12 protein-coding genes are annotated in these 17,191 nt (G+C 71.8%); 3 read left to right on the top strand and 9 right to left on the bottom strand.

Features of this window, described 5'->3' with window-relative positions:
- Window positions 1-117: 117 nt before the first annotated feature.
- From AB0917_RS11770 to AB0917_RS11745, 6 genes are all read right to left on the bottom strand, one after another.
- Complete coding sequence (locus AB0917_RS11770) at window positions 118-1,059, bottom strand: pseudouridine-5'-phosphate glycosidase (RefSeq protein WP_366819336.1); 942 nt, start codon at window positions 1,057-1,059, stop codon at window positions 118-120.
- A gap of 253 nt (window positions 1,060-1,312) precedes the next feature.
- Window positions 1,313-5,152, bottom strand: a complete 3,840-nt coding sequence (locus tag AB0917_RS11765) for an amino acid adenylation domain-containing protein (protein WP_366819335.1) — start codon at window positions 5,150-5,152, stop codon at window positions 1,313-1,315.
- Between the two features lie 383 nt (window positions 5,153-5,535).
- Window positions 5,536-6,198, bottom strand: coding sequence for an HAD family hydrolase (locus tag AB0917_RS11760; RefSeq protein ID WP_366819334.1), 663 nt, complete (start codon window positions 6,196-6,198; stop codon window positions 5,536-5,538).
- Window positions 6,195-7,220, bottom strand: coding sequence for an EamA family transporter (locus AB0917_RS11755; RefSeq protein ID WP_366819333.1), 1,026 nt, complete (start codon window positions 7,218-7,220; stop codon window positions 6,195-6,197). Before AB0917_RS11755 ends, AB0917_RS11760 begins: the two co-directional genes overlap by 4 nt.
- On the bottom strand, window positions 7,217-7,861 hold the full coding sequence (gene upp / locus AB0917_RS11750) for a uracil phosphoribosyltransferase (RefSeq protein ID WP_366819339.1): 645 nt from the start codon (window positions 7,859-7,861) through the stop codon (window positions 7,217-7,219). Before upp ends, AB0917_RS11755 begins: the two co-directional genes overlap by 4 nt.
- A gap of 743 nt (window positions 7,862-8,604) precedes the next feature.
- Entirely contained in the window at window positions 8,605-8,910 is a 306-nt protein-coding gene (locus AB0917_RS11745) for a hypothetical protein (protein WP_366819332.1), read from the bottom strand.
- Between the two features lie 139 nt (window positions 8,911-9,049).
- Between AB0917_RS11745 and AB0917_RS11740 the strand changes: the two genes are divergently transcribed.
- Window positions 9,050-9,961 carry an alpha/beta hydrolase gene (locus AB0917_RS11740; protein ID WP_366819331.1) on the top strand — a complete coding sequence of 304 codons (912 nt, stop codon included), beginning with the start codon at window positions 9,050-9,052 and terminating at the stop codon, window positions 9,959-9,961.
- 132 nt (window positions 9,962-10,093) lie between these two features.
- Entirely contained in the window at window positions 10,094-10,588 is a 495-nt protein-coding gene (locus AB0917_RS11735; protein ID WP_366819330.1) for a hypothetical protein, read from the top strand.
- Between the two features lie 100 nt (window positions 10,589-10,688).
- Here the strand turns inward: AB0917_RS11735 and AB0917_RS11730 are convergent, their stop codons facing one another.
- The 3 genes from AB0917_RS11730 to AB0917_RS11720 all read right to left on the bottom strand — a co-directional run bounded on the left by AB0917_RS11730 (window position 10,689) and on the right by AB0917_RS11720 (window position 14,389).
- A complete protein-coding gene (locus AB0917_RS11730; protein WP_366819329.1) occupies window positions 10,689-11,855 on the bottom strand; it encodes an alanine--tRNA ligase-related protein in 1,167 nt (388 codons plus the stop codon).
- Between the two features lie 381 nt (window positions 11,856-12,236).
- Window positions 12,237-13,601, bottom strand: a complete 1,365-nt coding sequence (locus AB0917_RS11725) for an MFS transporter (protein ID WP_366819328.1) — start codon at window positions 13,599-13,601, stop codon at window positions 12,237-12,239.
- 194 nt (window positions 13,602-13,795) lie between these two features.
- Window positions 13,796-14,389, bottom strand: coding sequence for a helix-turn-helix domain-containing protein (locus AB0917_RS11720; RefSeq protein WP_366819327.1), 594 nt, complete (start codon window positions 14,387-14,389; stop codon window positions 13,796-13,798).
- Window positions 14,390-14,854: 465 nt separating this feature from the next.
- Here AB0917_RS11720 and AB0917_RS11715 point away from each other — a divergent pair, with 465 nt between their 5' ends.
- Window positions 14,855-16,975 (top strand): discoidin domain-containing protein, encoded by a 2,121-nt coding sequence (locus AB0917_RS11715; RefSeq protein ID WP_366819338.1) that lies wholly within the window; start codon window positions 14,855-14,857, stop codon window positions 16,973-16,975.
- Window positions 16,976-17,191: the final 216 nt, after the last annotated feature.

The raw sequence follows: 17,191 nt of genomic DNA, 5'->3' as shown, positions 1-17,191 counted from the left end.
GGGGGGGGCCCGGCCAACCCCCCGGGGGCGGGGGGGGGGGGGGGGCGGGGGGGCGCGGGCCCCCCCCCCCCCCCGGGCGGGGGGGGGGGGCCCCCCCCCCCGGCCCCCCCGCCCCCGTCAGGAACCGCTGTTCACGTGCCGGGCGTAGGCGGCGGCCAGCCTGCCCCCGGTCTCGGCGGTGGAGATGAGGACCGCCATGTTGGCCTGGGCGGTCCGGCCTCCGGTCGCCCGGTCGACGGCACGCATCAGGTACTTGGTGAGCCCCTGGCCGCTCACGCCGTCCTGCTCCGCCTGGACGAGCGCCTCCGTGATCGCCCGCTCCGCCTCGTCGGAGTCCACCGCGTCCTCGGGGCGCGGGGGCGTGGTGATGACCACCGAGCCGGGGTGGCCGGTCGCCCAGTGGGTGGCGACGATCCGGGCGAGCAGGTCGTCGTCGTCCACGCGGTGCGGGGAGCGCACCCCGCTGGAGGCGCAGTAGAAGGCCGGGAAGTCGTCGGAACCGGTGGAGATCACCGGGACGCACTGGGTCTCCAGGTACTCCATGGTCAGCTTCAGGTCGAGGATCATCTTGGCGCCCGCGCAGACGACCGCCACCTTGGACCGGGTCAGCTGGATCAGGTCCGAGGAGACGTCCATCGTGGTCTGCGCGCCCCGGTGGACCCCGCCGAGACCGGCCGAGGCGAAGAACGGGATGCCGGCGAGTTCGGCCGCGACCAGGGAGGAGGCGACGGTGGTCGCACCCCGCCCGCCCCGGGCCAGGACGACCGGCAGGTCGCGGCTGGAGACCTTCGGGATGCCCTGCTCGGAGGCGAAGCGCTCGATGTCGTCGTCGGTCATGCCGACCCTGATCGCGCCGCCGTCCAGGCAGATCGTGGCGGGCACGGCGCCGCCCTTGCGTACGGCGGCCTCGACCTTGTGGGCGGTCTCCGCGTTGTCCGGGTAGGCCAGGCCGTGCGTGATGACGTTGGACTCCAGCGCGACGACCGGGCGGCCCTCGTGCAGGGCCTCGCGGACCTCTTCGGTGTGGACGACCGGGATCGTGGATGCTGCGGGGCTCATCGGTTTCCTTCGGTGGTGGTGGGCGGAATGTGTCCTGGCTGCTTCCACGGCGGGCACGTACGCCTGGGTGCCGGCGCAGAGGTCGGTGCCGGTGGCGGTGCCGACCTCTGCGCCGACCGTGCGGAAGGGTGCCGAGGGGTCTACGGGAACGAGTGTCGAGGGTCTACGGGAACGGGTGCCGAGGGTTTACGGAAACGGGTGCCGAGTGTCTACGGGAACAGGCGCCGAGGGGCTACGGAAGGTTGGCGAGGGCCTACGGGAAGATGTCCAAAGTCCGTATACCGGCGAGCAGTTCCGCGACACCGTGCTCCTTCAGCACCTCGTAGTGGTCGCCGGCGAGGGGGATCACCCGTGGCGGCTCGGCCGAGTAGCCGGAGCTGTCCTCCAGGAACGAGTAGTCGTCCCCCCGCGCCTTGAAGATCGTCACCGGCGCCTCGACCCGGCGCTCCCGCAGCTCGCGGAAGGTGTACTCGAACTCGTAGGTGGCACCGACCACTTGGACGATGCGGCGGATCGTCCCCTCGCTGAGCGCGGGCATCGAGCGGTGCACGAACGCGACGAAGGAGTCCTCGTCGGTGGTCTCGCGCAGGCAGGCCTCCACGGCGGGCCCGTGGGTCGTCCCGGCGAACACGGAGTGGAGGATGGTGACGTAGACCGGGTTGGCGAACGAGGCCTCGCGGCCCCACCGCCGGCCGTCCTCCGTCCGGACGTGCGGGTTGCCGGGGCAGATCAGCAGCAGGTTCTCGACCTTCTCGCCCGCCTGCTCCAGCTGCCAGGCGGTCTCAAAGGCGACGCGGGCGCCGAAGGAGTAGCCCCAGAGGGTGTACGGCCCCGTGGGCTGGATCCGGCGTATCTCGGCGATGTCCGCCTCCGCCATGTGCCGGATGGTGGTGTGCGGCGCCTCGCCGTCGTTGATGCCGTACGCCTGTACTCCGGCCACCGAGCGCTCACCGTCGAAGCCCAGCGCGAGCGTGCGCAGGTTCATGGGGTAGCCGCCCAGGCCGGGCCAGGCGAAGACCTGGGCGGGTGCGCCGTCGGAGTTGAGCCGCACCAGCCGGGAGGCGGGTGCGGGGGCGCGGTCGTCGATGCGCGCGGCCAGCCCGGCCAGGGTCGGCGTCTCGAAGACGGTCTGGAGCGGGAGCCGCGTCCCGAAGCGCTTGTTGATCCGGTTCACCAGCGCGACGGAGTGCAGGGAGTTGCCGCCGGAGGAGAAGAACTCGTCCTGGGTGGAGACCTCTTCGTACCCGAGCAGGCGCCCCCACTCGGCGGCCAGCCACCGTTCGGTCGGTGTGTTGGGCTCGACGTGTGCGGCGGTGTTCCCGCCGGCGGCCACCTCGGGCAGGAGGGCGGTGGCCTTGAGGTCGGTCTTGCCGTTGGCGGTGACCGGCAGCCGGTCCACCACGACCACGCGCGAGGGGACCATGTAGTCGGGGAGGAACTGCGCGGCGTCGTCCCGGATCATCTCCGCCGGGCCCTTGGTGTGCACGGCGTCCTCGTTCATGCCCTCGTGCTCGGCCTGCGCCTCGGAGATCGGGCCGCCGACGAAGAAGTACGAGGCCGGGGCCGCCGGGGCCGACGCCCGCCGCAGCAGGTCGTCCAGGCGCTGCGAGGCCGGGAGCGGATGGCCGGTGCGCGAGGAGTACCCGGAGGACATGAGGCCCGTCCCCGGCATGCGCTGGAGGCGGTGCAGCAGGGTCCCGAGGACCATGTACCGCCGCCAGGCGTCGTCCGTCCGGGCGACGGCGCTGATGCCGAAGGAGGCCCGGTCGTACACGCCCTGGTTGATCGCGATGACGTGGCGCCGCTCCACCACCTCCTCACCGAGCCGCACCAGCGTGCCGTCCTGGTGCAGGTAGAGCCCGCCGGGCAGCCCGTCGACCCGGTCACCGTGCGCCTGGACGTACAGCTCCACCTCCTGGGCGCGCGGGCGGTCGTCGTGCGGGACCACCGCGAACGTGCCGAGGTAGTGGTCCTCGTCCGCCACGTCGAGCCGCGCCTTGTATGCGGGGTCGAAGCCGTCCGGGCGCACCATGAGGCCGAGGCCGGGCAGCACCTCTTCCAGGACGCCGAGCATGTGCCCGGCCTCGAACTCCAGCACCTCGACGATGTTGTTCTTGTAGACCGGCTCGATGGCCCGCCGCTTCCCCAGGAAGTGGATCTTCAGATCGGGTGCGTGGCCCGGGTCGGGGTGGTCGCCGACGCGTACGAGGGTGTGGTCGGCGGGGTGGTGGTAGTAGACGCCCGACAGCCCGGCCACGCCGTCGGCCTCCAGGTAGAGCTGGGTGGCGTACAGGGCCCCGGGGGAGGCGTAGGCGTACTTCGGCAGCAGCCGTTCGGGGCTGCGGTGCGGCCCCATCCAGCGCAGGAGGGAGCCGAGTTCCCCGGCGGTCAGCTCGCCGGCCCCGCGCGGGGGAGCGGCCTGGACCGGGGGCGGGGAGAGCAGGGCCTGGAGCCCTTCGAGGGTCGCGCGCCCGCCCTCGTAGAACCGGTACGACTTGCGGGCGAAGGAGACCCGCCGCTGCTGTGCCGTCGCCTCGGCGCCGGCGAGGGGGATGACCGGGCGGCCGGCGAGTTCGGCGGGCTCCCGCAGCCCGGGGTCGGCGAGCTGGGCCTTCACCTGGAGCTTGGAGGACTTCGACTGGTGGTGGGCGGCGTCGGAGCGGCCCTGGTCCATCACCGCCGCGGTGTGCTCGTTGAGTTCGACCGCGGCGACGAGGACCTGGGAGCCGGTCCGTGGGTTGTCGGTGACCACGGCGGCGGCCTTGCGGACCCAGGTGTGCTCCTCGACGCGCGAGGCGACCTCCTCCAACTCGACCCGGTAGCCGCGCAGTTTGACCTGGTTGTCGGTGCGGCCCTCGTACTGGATCGTGCCGTCCGCGTTCCACCGGGCGAGGTCGCCCGTACGGTACAGGCGCTCGTCCGGGTCGAACGGCGAGGCGATGAAGCGCTCCCGGGTGACGTCGGGGCGTCCGAGGTAGCCGCGGGCCACCTGGACGCCGCCGATGAACAGTTCGCCGCCCCGCTCGGTGCCCGTGGGGCGGAGGTTCTCGTCCAGGATGTGGCAGGTGACATTGTCCGCCGGCCTGCCGATGGGCAGGATGTGCAGGCTCTCGTCGCCGAGGATGTCCGGGTCGACGCGCAGGGAGGTCGCGTTGATGGTGGCCTCGGTGGGGCCGTAGAGGTTGACCAGCGAGACGCCCGGCAGGGTGCTGAGGAGATCCTGGGCGAGGGTCCGGGTGAGGGCCTCGCCGCCGGAGAAGATCCTGGTCAGCGTGGAGCAGGTGTCGAACTCGCCGCTGTCGGCGAGGGCCCGCAGCAGGGTGGGTACGCCCTGGAGGGCGGTGACACCGTGCGCCCGGATCGTGTCGATGATGGCCTGGGGGTCGCGGAACGATCCCGGCGGGCTCATCACCACCCGGGCCCCGGCCGCGCAGGCGAGGACCTCCCACTGCGCCGCGTCGAAGCTGATCGGTGTCTTCTGGAGGATGGAGACCGAGGGGCCGAGGTATCCGCTGCGCTCCAGCCAGCGCAACTGGGCGACGACGCTGCGGTGTTCGATCATCACGCCCTTGGGGCTGCCCGTGCTGCCGGACGTGTGGATGACGTAGGCGAGGTGGTCCTCGCGGGGCTCGGGGAGCGGACGTACGGCGTTCGCGGGGGTGGCCGCGGCTTCGTCGACGGTGACCACCGAGGTGCCCTCGGGGACCAGGCCGGTCAGCCGGGCACGTAGGTGGCGCTGGGTGACGACCACGCCGACGCCCGCGTCGGAGGCCATGTAACGCAGCCGCGAGTCCGGGTAGTCGGGCGAGAGCGGAAGATAGGCGGCGCCTGCGGCGAGGATGCCCCACACACCCGTCACCAGGTCGGCGGAGGGCTCCACGAAGAGCCCGACGCAGGTGTCGGGCGAGACCCCGATACCGGCCAGGTGGGAGCCCAACTGCTGTGCGGCCAGGTGGAGTTCACCGAAAGTGAGGCGGCCCTCCGCTGAGACCACGGCGGTGTCGTCGCGGCGCTCACGGGCTTGGTGGTGCAGCAGGTCCGGCAGGGACGCGTGCTGCTGACGTATGTCGAATGTCGACGTGCTGATGCTCATTCTGAAGACCCCTCAGGGAGTGAGATCTGCGATGGGTCCGGCCGTGTCGGTCCGGATGCGCCGGTGCCGGCCGGTGCCGGCCGGTGCTGAGCGTGGGAGGTGGGCTCATGGGCTGAGATGCCCTACAGGGCCCCGCCACCGGGAGGCGGCGGCAGGGTGTGGGGGGCCCGGTCACCGGCCTGGCGGCAGCAGGGCATGGCCCGTCGGCCGTGCGGCCGGGGCAGGGTGGATCGGGGGGCCGGGGCTACGGTGGCCCCGGCCCGGAGGCTGGAGAGAAGGCCGGGCGCGCGGAATCGCGGCGCCGGGGGTCCACGCGGTGGTACGGCGTGGAGGATCTGGTGCGCGCCTGCTGGGCGCGGGGGGTGCGGGGGTGCGGCGGGTGGCTAGCCGGCGTGGAGGATCCGGTCGACGGCGGCGGGGAAGTCGTCCACCGTCCAGGTGGGCTTCACCGCGGCCAGTTGGGCGGGCGAGTGGATGCCGTAGGTGACCGCCACGCTCCGCATGCCGGCGTTGTGCGCCATGGAGATGTCGTGTGTGGTGTCGCCGACCATGATGGCCCGGACGGCGGGATGGCCCAGCTCGGCGGCGATCAACAGCCCGGTCTCCGCCGCGGGTTTGGGCTCCGTGACGGCGTCCGCGCCGACGACCATGGCGAAGTGGTCCCGGATGCCCGCCGCCGTCAGCAGCACCTCGGCACTCGCGGTGTGCTTGCTGGTGGCGATGGCGAGGACCAGGCCCGCCTCACACAGCTCGGCCAGGCCGTCGGCCACTCCCGGGTACAGCAGCGACTTCGCCTTCGGCACGATCTGCTCGCGGTACAGCCGCTGGTAGCACGGCACGGCCTCCTCGACCGTGGCGGCGGGCGCCGAGACTCCGATGAGCTGGGCGAACGCCTTCTCCAGCGGCAGCCCGATGGTGGCCCGGATCTCCTCGGGGGAGACGGCCGGAACGCCGAGGGCGGCGAGCGTGGCGGTGAAGTTCTCGACGATGGCGTTCGGGGTGTCGACGAGGGTTCCGTCGAGGTCGAACAGGACCGGCCGCGTCATGGCTGCTCCCTTTCCGTGGTCTGCCGGGGGGAATGTGCGGCCGGTCGGATCCCGGCCTCGGACGGAGGTGGTGCCGGATGTGCGGGCCCGGCGGCGGCGGGGCCGTCCGCCCCCGCCCCGGCGGTCTTCGGTGGCGGGCCGGCCTCGCGGGCCACCCGGGCGTCGCGCGCGGTCGACCGCTGGGCCAGCAGGACCGCGGCCACCACGGCGACGGCTCCGACGCCCTGGATGAGCGACAGTCCCTCCCGCAGGAAGAGGAACCCGAGGATGGTGGCGGCGAGCGGGCTGGCGAAGCCGAGCAGCGACACGGTGAGGGCGGGCAGCCGCTCGATACCGCGGAACCAGACGGCGTAGGCGAGCAGCGCGCCGACGAGGCTGAGGTAGGCGAACCCGGCGACGTTCGACCAGGTCAGCCGATCGGGAAGGCCCTCGCCCAGCAGGGTCACCGGGGCGATCAGCAGACCGCCCGCGGCCAGCTGCCAGCCGGTGAAGGTGAGCAGCCCCACCCCCGGCGGGCGGCCCCAGTGCTTGGTCAGGACGATGCCCGACGCCATGCACACCGCGCCGCCGAGGCCGGCGACCACCCCGACCGCGTCGAGCCCGGCCTCGGGTCCCAGGACCAGCATGCCCACGCCGGCCGTTCCGAGCACGCAGGCCCAGACCTGCCAGCCACGGATCGCCGCACGCAGCAGCAGCGCGGACAGCAGGAGGACGAAGACCGGCTGGATGGAGCCGACCAGCGCGGCGACCCCGCCGGGCAGGTGGTAGGCGGCGACGAAGAGGAGGTAGAAGAAGACGCCGATGTTCAGGGCGCCCAGCACCAGGATCCGCCACCACCAGTGGCCCTGCGGAAGCTGCCGTCCCGCCAGCGTGAGGATCAGCCCACCCGGCAGCGCGCGTACGGCGGCGGCGAGGAGGGGGCGGTCCGGCGGCAGGAACTGGGTGGTCACCAGATAGGTGCTGCCCCAGACGACAGGTGCCAGGACGGTGAGCGCGGAGTCGAGTCCGACACGTTGTTTCATGAGGCGGCCGCCGGGGCCGTTCCGAAGAATCTGTCTCCGAAGTCACCGATTCCGGGAATCATGAACGCGTTCTCATTCATTCCGTCCTCCACGGCGGAGGTCACGATCTTCATATCCGGGGCGGCGAGGCTGACGCGCTCCAGTCCCGTGGGGGAGGCCAGGAAGTTGATCAGGACGACGTTCTCGTCCGGAACTCCGGTCTCGCGCAGCACGTTCAGGGCGGCGAGCACGGATCCTCCGGTGGCCAGCATGGGTTCCATCAGCAGGACATGGCTCGTGCCTATGTCATCGGGGAGGTGTTTGTAGAACAGCTCGGGCTGCTTCGTCCGTTTGTCCCGCTGGATCAGGATTTTCCCGATCCGGATTCCGGGAACGATCTCCCGCAGTTCCGTCTCCATGCTCTCCCCGGCGCGGACCACCGAGACCCCGCAGACGCGCCGGGTGAATTCCAGCCCGTGGTAGGTCTCGCCCACCGGCGTGGTGACCTCGCGCTTCTCGAAGGGAAGCAGGTCGAGCCCGGATTCCAGTAACAGCCGGATGATTCGCCGGGAGTAGACCTCGAAGTCCCTCCCCGACGTGTTCTTGTCCCGCACGACGGTATGCAGCGCGCGTAACTGGCTCGTCTGCGGCAGCAGTAACACATTTCGGGTAGGCATCCCGACGACCCCCAATTGCAGATGGAACGGCGTGCAGGTGCGCCGTAATACCGGACCTGGGGTTCGATGGCATCTCCCCCAAGTCGCAACGGACAGCCCGGAGTCGATCTGCTGACCCCGAACGGTCCGGACACTAGGTGGCTGATAAGTGCCTGTCAAACGTCGGCGGCATGAGTTGTCAAGTGTGCTTGGAGAGAGTCACTTTTCGCAGGTTCGCTATTCATGAGCAACCCTGTGACCAGGAAAGTCCGGGTCTCCCCCGGGAGCGGACCGGCGCGCTGCGGCGACGTGGCCGAACAGCCGATTTCTCCGCACGTGGACCTTAGATGAACATTCGCCTGGCGCCTATGGAGAGGTTCGATATTTCCGTGATGCGTCAAGTCTTTTCGGCCGGGCGAAGAATGAACGCCGACGGTTCGTCCGGGACCGGACGCACGACGTCGACGGTCTGTCCGGGACCGGACGCACGACGTCGACGGTTCGTCCGGGATCGGACGCACGGAAGCCGGGCACATGGGGGGCGAGCCGCGCGAGGCCCAGGTGGGGCGGCGGATCATGGCCGGGGTCGCGGCCCTGACCGGCCGGACGCTCTCCAGCGGCGGCTGCGAGGGGGAGGGGGAATCATGGCCGGGGTCGCGACGCTGATCCGCCGGACGCTCTCTAGTGGCCGTTGCGAGGGGGGTTGGCGATCATGGTCGAGGTCACGGCCCTGATCCGCCGGACGCTCTCTAGCGGCCGCTGCGGCGGGTGACGGCCCAGGACGCGGCGGCCACGCCACCAGCGACGGCGAAGACGGCGGGCCAGGCGCCGACCTTCTTGGCGAGCGGGTGCGACCCGGCGAAGGCGGCGACGTACGCGACGGTCAGCGCGGTGGCCGCACGCGGTCCGGCCTGTCGGTTCCACTCGTACGCGGCGAGGGACCCGGCGGCGGCGAGCGCGACCCCGCCGAGCGGACGCTTCTTGGTCCACCGGGCGACGCCGTAACCCCCGACGAGCCCGCCGGCCGCCACCGCCGCTGCCGGAACCTTGGCCATCGCCGCCACCATCGCTTTCGTGTCCGTCCGCGTGTCAGTCTCCGTACCGAGGCTAACGCCCGTTCCGGTCCCGCGACCGGCCGGCCGGGCGGACAGAGGCGCGAAGGGGAAGGGAGGCCGTCACATGGTGCCGAGGGGGATGACGATCGAGGTGGAGGGCAAGGACGAGAACGACCGGCCGGTAAGCCTGTTCTGCACGGACACGGACACGGGCACGGGCACGGACATGGGCACGGGCACGGGCAAGGGCACGGGCAAGGACACCGGCACGGACACGGACAGCGGAGGAAACGATGGCGAAGGCCCGCCCCTCCTCCTGCTGCACGGCCTGGCCGGCCACTGCGGCGAATGGGAAGCGCTGACGGCCAGGCTCGCGGCCAGGCACAGGGTGGTCGCCTTCGACGCACGGGGCAGCGGGGCGAGTACCCGTCGCCCGGGGGACGTCTCCCGCGCGGCCCACGTACGGGATGTGGTCGAGGTCGCCCAGGCGCTCGGCCTCTCCACCGGGCGCTTGGTCCTGGTGGGCCAGTCCATGGGCGGTCTCACGGCCCTGCTCACCGCGGCGGCCCACCCGGAGCTGGTCCACGCCCTGGTCCTGATCGAGGCGGGCCCCGGCGGCCCGAGCCCCTCGCTGCCGGAGACGATCGGCGCCTGGCTGGACTCGTGGCCGGTCCCGTTCCCGGACGCCGAGGCGGCGACCGCGTTCTTCGGCGGGGGAGCGGCGGGCCGCGCCTGGGCGGCGGGTCTGGCCCCGGGCCCCGGCGGCCTGCACCCACGCGTCGACCGGGACGTCATGGTCGCCACGGTCCAGGAGAACGCCGAGCGGGACTACTGGGACGCGTGGGACCAGGTGCGGTGCCCGGTGCTGGTGGTGCGGGCGGAAAAGGGGATGCTGGAGCAGCAGGAGGCGGACCGCATGGCCGAGCGCCGCCCGGGGACGCGGATCGCCGTGGTACCGGACGCCGGACACGACGCGCACCTGGACGATCCGGCGGCGGTGTACGGGGAGTTGGCGGCCTTCCTGGCGGAGGTGGACAGGGGCGGCGCCTGAGGGCCGGTCCGTGCGGCGGTATATGGTCTGGACCCATCACACGAGGGGGGCCTCATGCCTGTACGTACGACTGCCCGCAGCGCCATCCGTAGACCGGCTACCGCAACAGGCGTACGCGCTACGGCGGTTGCCGTGCTGATGGCCGCAGCACTGGTCTCCTGCACCCAGGGGGAGACCGACGGCGGCCTCGGCGCCGCTTCTTCCGCACCGCCCGCCACGGCACCGCAGTCGCCCGACCCGGTGGAGAACGCCGACGCGGCCGAACGGGCGGCGGCCGAGGCGACGGAGGACCCCACCGGCCGCGTCGAACCGGAGCCCGAGGCCGTACGCGACGCCTTCGCGACCCTCCAGGCCACACTCGACGAGACCTGCACGCCGGGCGCGGGGGACTGCGCCTACTTCCTGGGCCGGGTCACCCAGGAGCTCACGGAGCTGGACGAGGCGATGCGGGCGGACGGCAGGGGCCCCGGCCACTTCAAGAAGCCGCTGGCGGACATGAAGGTCCTGTTCGGCAAGCTGGGCGAGGACCGGTCCACAGCACACCTGGAGAAGCACTTCTCCGAGATCGTCGGCACCCGAGACGGCATCAACACCTGGATGCAGGACCACCCGGACGACTACCGCTGAGGCGGCGGGACCGGCGAGACCGGCGGGGCGCGCCGGGGCGCCCCCGGGGTCGGCGGGAAGCCCAGCGATGGCGAAATCCCCGTGCAGCCCGCCCCCCCCTTCACCCCTCCCGCAGGCCTGTGATCAGGTCGCGCGGCAGCCCATGGGTGTCGTGGAGGTAGTGGAAGTCTTCCTCGGTCAACGGGCCGTGGAACCGGGGCCGGGCGAGTACCTGTCGGCCGCGTTTCAGGAGCTGGTCGAACCGGTGCTCCTCCTCGCGCAGCACCCGGAGCACGTCGTCCGGGCGCATGTCCTGCCGGAAGTGGTCCAGGGTGTGCCGGACCAGCTCTTCCGGCAGGTCTTCGAGGCCGCGTGAGGGGTCCTCCCGCCGGAGCACGGTGAGCACCCGCCGTACCAGGCGGCGCAGCACGTAGCCCTGGCCCGTGTTGGCGGGGCGTACGCCGTCGCCGAGGATCACGACGGCCGAGCGCAGGTGGTCGCAGACCAGGCGCAGCGAGGTCTCCTCCAGCGGCCACAGGCCGGGTACGAGCCGGCGCCAGGGGTCGAAGACGTCGCAGGCGAAGACGGACGGCCTGCCCTGGAGCAGGGAGGCCAGCCGCTCCAGGCCGAGCCCGGTGTCGACGTTGCGCTGGGGGAGGGGGACGAGGGAGCCGTCGCCGAGGCGGCGGTGGGTCATCGTCACGTGGTTCCACACCTCCACCCAGCGGTCGTCGCGGGTGGGCGTCGACCGCGGCGGGCCTTCACCACTCCACAGGAAGAATTCCGAGTCGGGGCCGCACGGTCCGACAGGACCGTTGGACCACCAGTTGTCCTCCACGGTGGTTTCGACGGGCACGCCAAGACGCTGCCACAGCTCAAGCGAGGCGGTGTCCGGCCCGGTTCGCTCGTCACCGCCGTAAACGGTGGCATGCAACAGCCCGGGATCGACCCCGAGCCCCTCGGTGAGCAGCCCGTACCCCCACTCCAGGCTGAGCGGGCCTTCGTAGTCGCCCAGCGACCAGGTTCCGAGCATCTCGAAGACGGTCAGGTGGGTGGCGTCCCCGACCTCGTCCAGGTCCGTCGTTCGCAGACAACGCTGTACGTTCACGAGCCGCCTGCCCAGCGGATGGGGGCGGCCCTCCAGGTGCGGGGTGAGCGGGTGCATGCCGGAGGTGGTGAAGAGTACGGAGTCGCCGGGCGGCGGCAGCAGGGTCGAGCCGGTGATCCGGCGATGGCCGCGCTCTTCGTAGTAGTCGATGAAGGTGCTGACGATCTGTTCCGTACGCATGGGGTGACTCCTTCGCGTTGCAGCGGGGGAGGCGCCGGAGAACGGGACCGCTCGGTCACCCGGCCGGGGCCAGAGGCGCCACGGCATTGCCGGCGGGCCGTTTCCGGTCGCCGGGGGGAGAGGAAGGTCAGGCGGCGGCAACCGGCGAGCTGGTCGCTCGCGCGGTCGCGGTGGTGCGGGGGCCGGTGACGTTCATGTGGCCGACGATAACGCGGCCCCGCACACCGGGCACCCGAATATTCCGCCGGGACCGGGACCGGGGCCGGGGTCGGGGCTGGCGGCCGGGGCGGGGGCCGGGGCGGTATGCCGTTGCCTGGCTACACGTGTGCTTGGTTACGCCTTTGCTTCCCTACGCCTACGTCTACGCCAGTGCCTCTACGCCTACGCCTGTGCTCGTGCCTCGCTACGCGGTTGCCCTGGCGGGCGTCGACGCGGCAGCTCGGCCCCCCGCACCGCCCCCGACACCAGGGCGACGCCCACCCCCAGGCTCCCGATCACCCCGCACCCGACGAAGACCGGCGCCGCGCCCCAGACCCCGATGGCCGCCCCGACCACCGGATAGCTCAGCGGCGCCAGGCCCACCGTGTTGAGCATCACGACCGAGGTGACCCGCCCCAGGTACGCCGGGTCGGAGGCGGTCTGGACGAGGGCGTTGGCCAGGGTGCCGCAGACGCCCATGGCCAGGCCCACGGTGGCGGCCAGCGTCACGGCGAGCGGCAGGGTGGGGACCAGGGCGATGGTGGACGCGCCCGCGCACCCCACGAGCAGCGTCGCGGCCAGGGCCAGCCCGGCCCGGGGGAGCCGCCCGGCGACGGTGAGCAGGACGGCCCCGACGGTGGCCCCCGCCCCGAACCCGCTGACGATCCAGCCGTACCCCGAAGGCCCCCAGCCACGCTCGCCGTTGAGCAGCACCATGCCGACGTTGAGGGTCCCGGTGAGCCCGAGCTCGCTGACGGCGGTGACCGCGACGAGCGGGCCGATGAGGCGGTGGCGGCGGACGTAGCGCAGCCCGCCGAGCAGATCCTGCCAGGCGCTGCCGGGAGCCGGTGCCGACCCCCTCCGTACATCCGCCGCACCCGCCACATCCGCCACGTCAGCCACATCCGCTACGTCGGCCACGTCGGGCACCCCCAGCGGGCGCAGCCGTACCGTCAGCAGGAGCGGCAGCGACACGGCGAACAGCAGCCCCGCGACGGCGAACGCGGCCGACGCACCACCGACCCCCATGGCCAGGCCCCCCAGGGGCGGCCCGGCGATCTGGCTGACCCGCATCGACAACGTACGCATGCCGGTCACGCGGGCCAGTTGGTCCGGGCCGGTGATGCGGGGCGGGAGGGCCCCGACGGCGGGGACGAACAGCGCGTCGACGGCGCCGAACGCGAGGGCCAGCGCCACCAGGACCCACACGGCGGGCGCGGTGACCGCGACCCCGGCCGCCACCGCGAGGATGAGGACGCACCGTACGGCGTCGCTGCCCAGCACGATCCGGCGCACCCCGAACCGGTCGGCCGCCACGCCACCGCCCAGCATGAGCAGGGCCCGCGGCAACGCCCCCGCGGCCATGACCAGGCCGACCTCGGCGGGCCCTGCGACCTTCTGGGCCGACCAGGCGAGGGCGACGAAGTAGACGCTGTCCCCGATGAGCGAGACGGTGTACGCGGCGAGCCAGCGCAGGACGTTGGCGTCGCGATGGGCCGGCCGGGGCGCGGTGGGCCCCTGGGCCAAGGCGGTCTCTGCTGCGGACATGACATCTCCCTGGGTGGGAACCCGGTGGGCGGCGATTGGGCACGGAACCGGAGGGGCCAGGTCGGGAACGGACCTGTACGGGCCTGGCCACCGAACGGAACCTGTACGGGCTCTGGCCGGGAACGGAATCCGTACGGGTTCAGGCCCGGAGCGAACCCGCACGGCCTCAGACCCGAAACGCCCCCCGCACGCCCTCAGGCCCGAAACGGAAACCCGTACAGGTGCACGGACACGTTCTCGCGCCCCTCCATGTCGCCCGCTTCCCTGGCCGCCTTGCCGCGCTCCCGCCACCGCCGCGTGACGACCTCCAACTCGTCGCTCATCTCGGCGAGTTCGGCGGACGTCAGCGCCATGAGCCACTCGGAGCTGAAGGCGGCGTCGGTCCACTCCGTGCCCCAGGCGGCCGTCTGGTCCAGGTAGGTGCGGTACTGGGCGGAGCGGTTGTCGAGGAGGCCGCGCAGCACCGTGCCGACGGCGGCGGCTCCTTCGGGCGTGTCCGTGAAGTCCGCGTCGCGGAAGCCCCACCCCTTCTCGGACGCCACCTGCCACCACCGCTCGCGCCCGTCCGTGCTCCGGCCGCTCGCCTCGGCCACGAAGCCGTGCTCCGCGAGCTTGCGCAGGTGGTAACTGACCAGCGACGGCGCCTGATCGACCTGCTCGGCGAGCTGGGACGCGGTCGCGGTCCCGGCGGCGTACAGCAGCCGGTAGAGCTGCATCCGCAGCGGGTTGGTGAAGGCCTTCAGCCGGGAGAGGTCGGTGATCTGCTCGGGCTCGCGCTGGGGTCGCATAGGCCCACCGTAGATACGAAAGATTAGTTGCGCAATAAGTCTTTCCTACCCGGGCGGGGGTGCCCCGCAGAGGCTTTTCGCGTGACGGGAACGGCCAGGGCGGGGCCGGCCCGCCACTCACCGCACTCCACCCCGCTGCGCGGTCGACCACGCGCCCCGCATGCCACCTGACCCGACATCAGCTCCACCCGCCCCGACCGCCGACTTAATACAAGACGAAAGAAAAGTCGTGTCAGGCTTCTTGACCGCGACCACCGCGGCGGGCAAGGTTCCGGGAGAGCGCTCTCCCGTTTCGGTTTCATTTCAAGGAGCCCCCGCATGCCCACAGTTGGCATATCCCCAGCGGCGTCAGCGGCCCCAGCGGCCCCGGCGCCGTACGGCCCCGACCCCCGCACCCCAAGACCGGCGTCACACGGCCCCGGCCGCCGTACGCCAAGACCTGTGTCCCGCGGTCTCGTCGCCGCGATGGTCACCGCTCTGGCCGCCACCCTTCTCGCCTTCGTCCCCGCCACGAAGGCCGAGGCCGCACCCGTACTGCTGTCCCAGGACAAGCCGGTCACCGCGTCCAGTGAGGAGAACTACGGCACCCCGGCCACATCGGCCGTCGACGGGAACGCCACCACCCGCTGGTCCAGCGCCGCTTCCGACCCGCAGTGGATACGCGTCGACCTCGGCGCGACCACGAAGATCAGCCAGGTCGTCCTGGACTGGGAGGCGGCCTACGGCAAGGGCTACCGCGTCGAGCTCTCGACCAACGGCTCCGACTGGTCGACCGCCTACCAGACCACCGACGGCGACGGCGGCACGGACACCCTGGACATCAGCGGTGAAGCCCGGTACGTCCGTATGTACGGCACCGCCCGTGGCACCGGATACGGCTTCTCGCTCTGGGAGTTCAAGGTCTACGGCGAGTCCGGCGGCACCGACGGCCCGCAGCTGCCCGGCGGCGGCGACCTCGGCCCGAACGTGCACATCTTCGACCCCTCCACACCCAACATCCAGGCCAAGCTGGACCAGGTGTTCGATGAGCAGGAGGCGGCGCACTTCGGCACCGGCCGGCACCAGTTCTTCTTCAAGCCCGGCACCTACAACAACCTCAACGCCGAGATCGGTTTCTACACCTCGATCTCCGGCCTCGGCCTCAAGCCCGATGACACCACCATCAACGGTGACGTGACCGTCGACGCCGGCTGGTTCAACGGCAACGCGACGCAGAACTTCTGGCGTTCGGCCGAGAACCTGGCTCTGAACCCGGTCAACGGCACCAACCGCTGGGCCGTCTCGCAGGCCGCCTCCTTCCGTCGTATGCACGTCAAGGGCGGGCTCAACCTCGCGCCCGACGGGTTCGGTTGGGCGTCCGGCGGTTACATCGCCGACAGCAAGATCGACGGCGAGGTCGGCCCGTACTCGCAGCAGCAGTGGTACACCCGCGACAGCTCGGTCGGCGGCTGGACCAACGGCGTCTGGAACATGACGTTCTCGGGCGTCGAGGGCGCTCCGGCGACCGGCTTCCCCGAGCCGCCGTACACCACCCTCGACACCACCCCGATCTCCCGCGAGAAGCCGTTCCTGTACCTGGACGGCGACACGTACAAGGTCTTCGTCCCCGCCAAGCGCACCGACGCCCGTGGCGTCTCCTGGAACGGCACCCCGCAGGGCACCTCGATCGACCTGGACCAGTTCTACGTCGTGAAGGAGGGGGCGACCGCGGCCACCATCAACCAGGCGCTGGCCCAGGGCCTCAACCTGCTCTTCACGCCCGGCATCTACCACGTCGACCAGACCATCAACGTCGACCGCGCGGACACGGTCGTCCTCGGCCTCGGTCTCGCGACGATCATCCCCGACGGCGGCGTCACCGCGATGAAGGTCGCCGACGTCGACGGCGTCAAGCTCGCCGGCTTCCTGATCGACGCCGGTACGGTCAACTCCCCGACCCTGCTGGAGATCGGCCCGGAGAACTCCTCCGCGGACCACGCCGCCAACCCCACCACCGTCCAGGACGTCTACGTCCGCATCGGCGGCGCGGGCCCCGGCAAGGCCACCACCTCCATCGCCGTCCACAGCGACGACGTGATCATCGACCACACCTGGGTGTGGCGCGCCGACCACGGTGAGGGCGTCGGCTGGGAGACCAACCGCGCCGACTACGGGGTCCAGGTGTACGGCGACGACGTGCTCGCCACCGGCCTGTTCGTGGAGCACTTCAACAAGTACGACGTCGAGTGGTACGGCGAGCGCGGCCGGACGATCTTCTACCAGAACGAGAAGGCGTACGACGCGCCCAACCAGGCCGCCATCCAGAACGGCGACACCAAGGGCTACGCGGCCTACCGGGTCGACGACTCGGTCGAGGTCCACGAGGGCTGGGGGATGGGCAGTTACTGCAACTACAACGTCGACCCGACCATCGTTCAGGACCACGGCTTCAAGGCCCCGGTGAAGCCGGGCGTGAAGTTCCACAGCCTGCTCGTGGTGTCGCTCGGCGGAATGGGCCATTACAACCACGTCATCAACAACACCGGAGCCTCCACGGCCCCGGCCGGCACCTCGACCGTGCCGTCCACGGTGGTCTCCTTCCCCTGACCCGTCGCCTGCGGTGAACCTCTGACCCGCGGCGGAGGTACTCCCCGGGCCGACCCCGGGCCGGGGAGCGCCTGACCCCGGGCCGGGGAGTACCTGACCCCGGGCCGGGGAGTACCTGACCCCGGCCCGGGGCCGACTCCCCGCTCATCCGCGGCTCTCTCCCCCGGACGGCCGCCGTCCTCCCCGACGGCGGCCGTCCTTCACCCCCTCACAGCG

It is taken from the genome of Streptomyces sp. NPDC007346 (assembly GCF_040703535.1).
Lineage (GTDB): Bacteria > Actinomycetota > Actinomycetes > Streptomycetales > Streptomycetaceae > Streptomyces.
The sequence above is the reverse complement of the archived record's forward strand: the minus strand, read 5'-3'. Positions and strand labels throughout refer to the sequence as shown.

Coding starts and splice junctions, on each gene's coding strand:
- AB0917_RS11770 (WP_366819336.1), bottom strand. CDS start 1,059: ATGAGCCCCGCAGCATCCACGATCCCGGTCGTCCACACCGAAGAGGTC.
- AB0917_RS11765 (WP_366819335.1), bottom strand. CDS start 5,152: ATGAGCATCAGCACGTCGACATTCGACATACGTCAGCAGCACGCGTCC.
- AB0917_RS11760 (WP_366819334.1), bottom strand. CDS start 6,198: ATGACGCGGCCGGTCCTGTTCGACCTCGACGGAACCCTCGTCGACACC.
- AB0917_RS11755 (WP_366819333.1), bottom strand. CDS start 7,220: ATGAAACAACGTGTCGGACTCGACTCCGCGCTCACCGTCCTGGCACCT.
- AB0917_RS11745 (WP_366819332.1), bottom strand. CDS start 8,910: ATGGCCAAGGTTCCGGCAGCGGCGGTGGCGGCCGGCGGGCTCGTCGGG.
- AB0917_RS11740 (WP_366819331.1), top strand. CDS start 9,050: ATGACGATCGAGGTGGAGGGCAAGGACGAGAACGACCGGCCGGTAAGC.
- AB0917_RS11730 (WP_366819329.1), bottom strand. CDS start 11,855: ATGCGTACGGAACAGATCGTCAGCACCTTCATCGACTACTACGAAGAG.
- AB0917_RS11725 (WP_366819328.1), bottom strand. CDS start 13,601: ATGTCCGCAGCAGAGACCGCCTTGGCCCAGGGGCCCACCGCGCCCCGG.
- AB0917_RS11720 (WP_366819327.1), bottom strand. CDS start 14,389: ATGCGACCCCAGCGCGAGCCCGAGCAGATCACCGACCTCTCCCGGCTG.
- AB0917_RS11715 (WP_366819338.1), top strand. CDS start 14,855: ATGGTCACCGCTCTGGCCGCCACCCTTCTCGCCTTCGTCCCCGCCACG.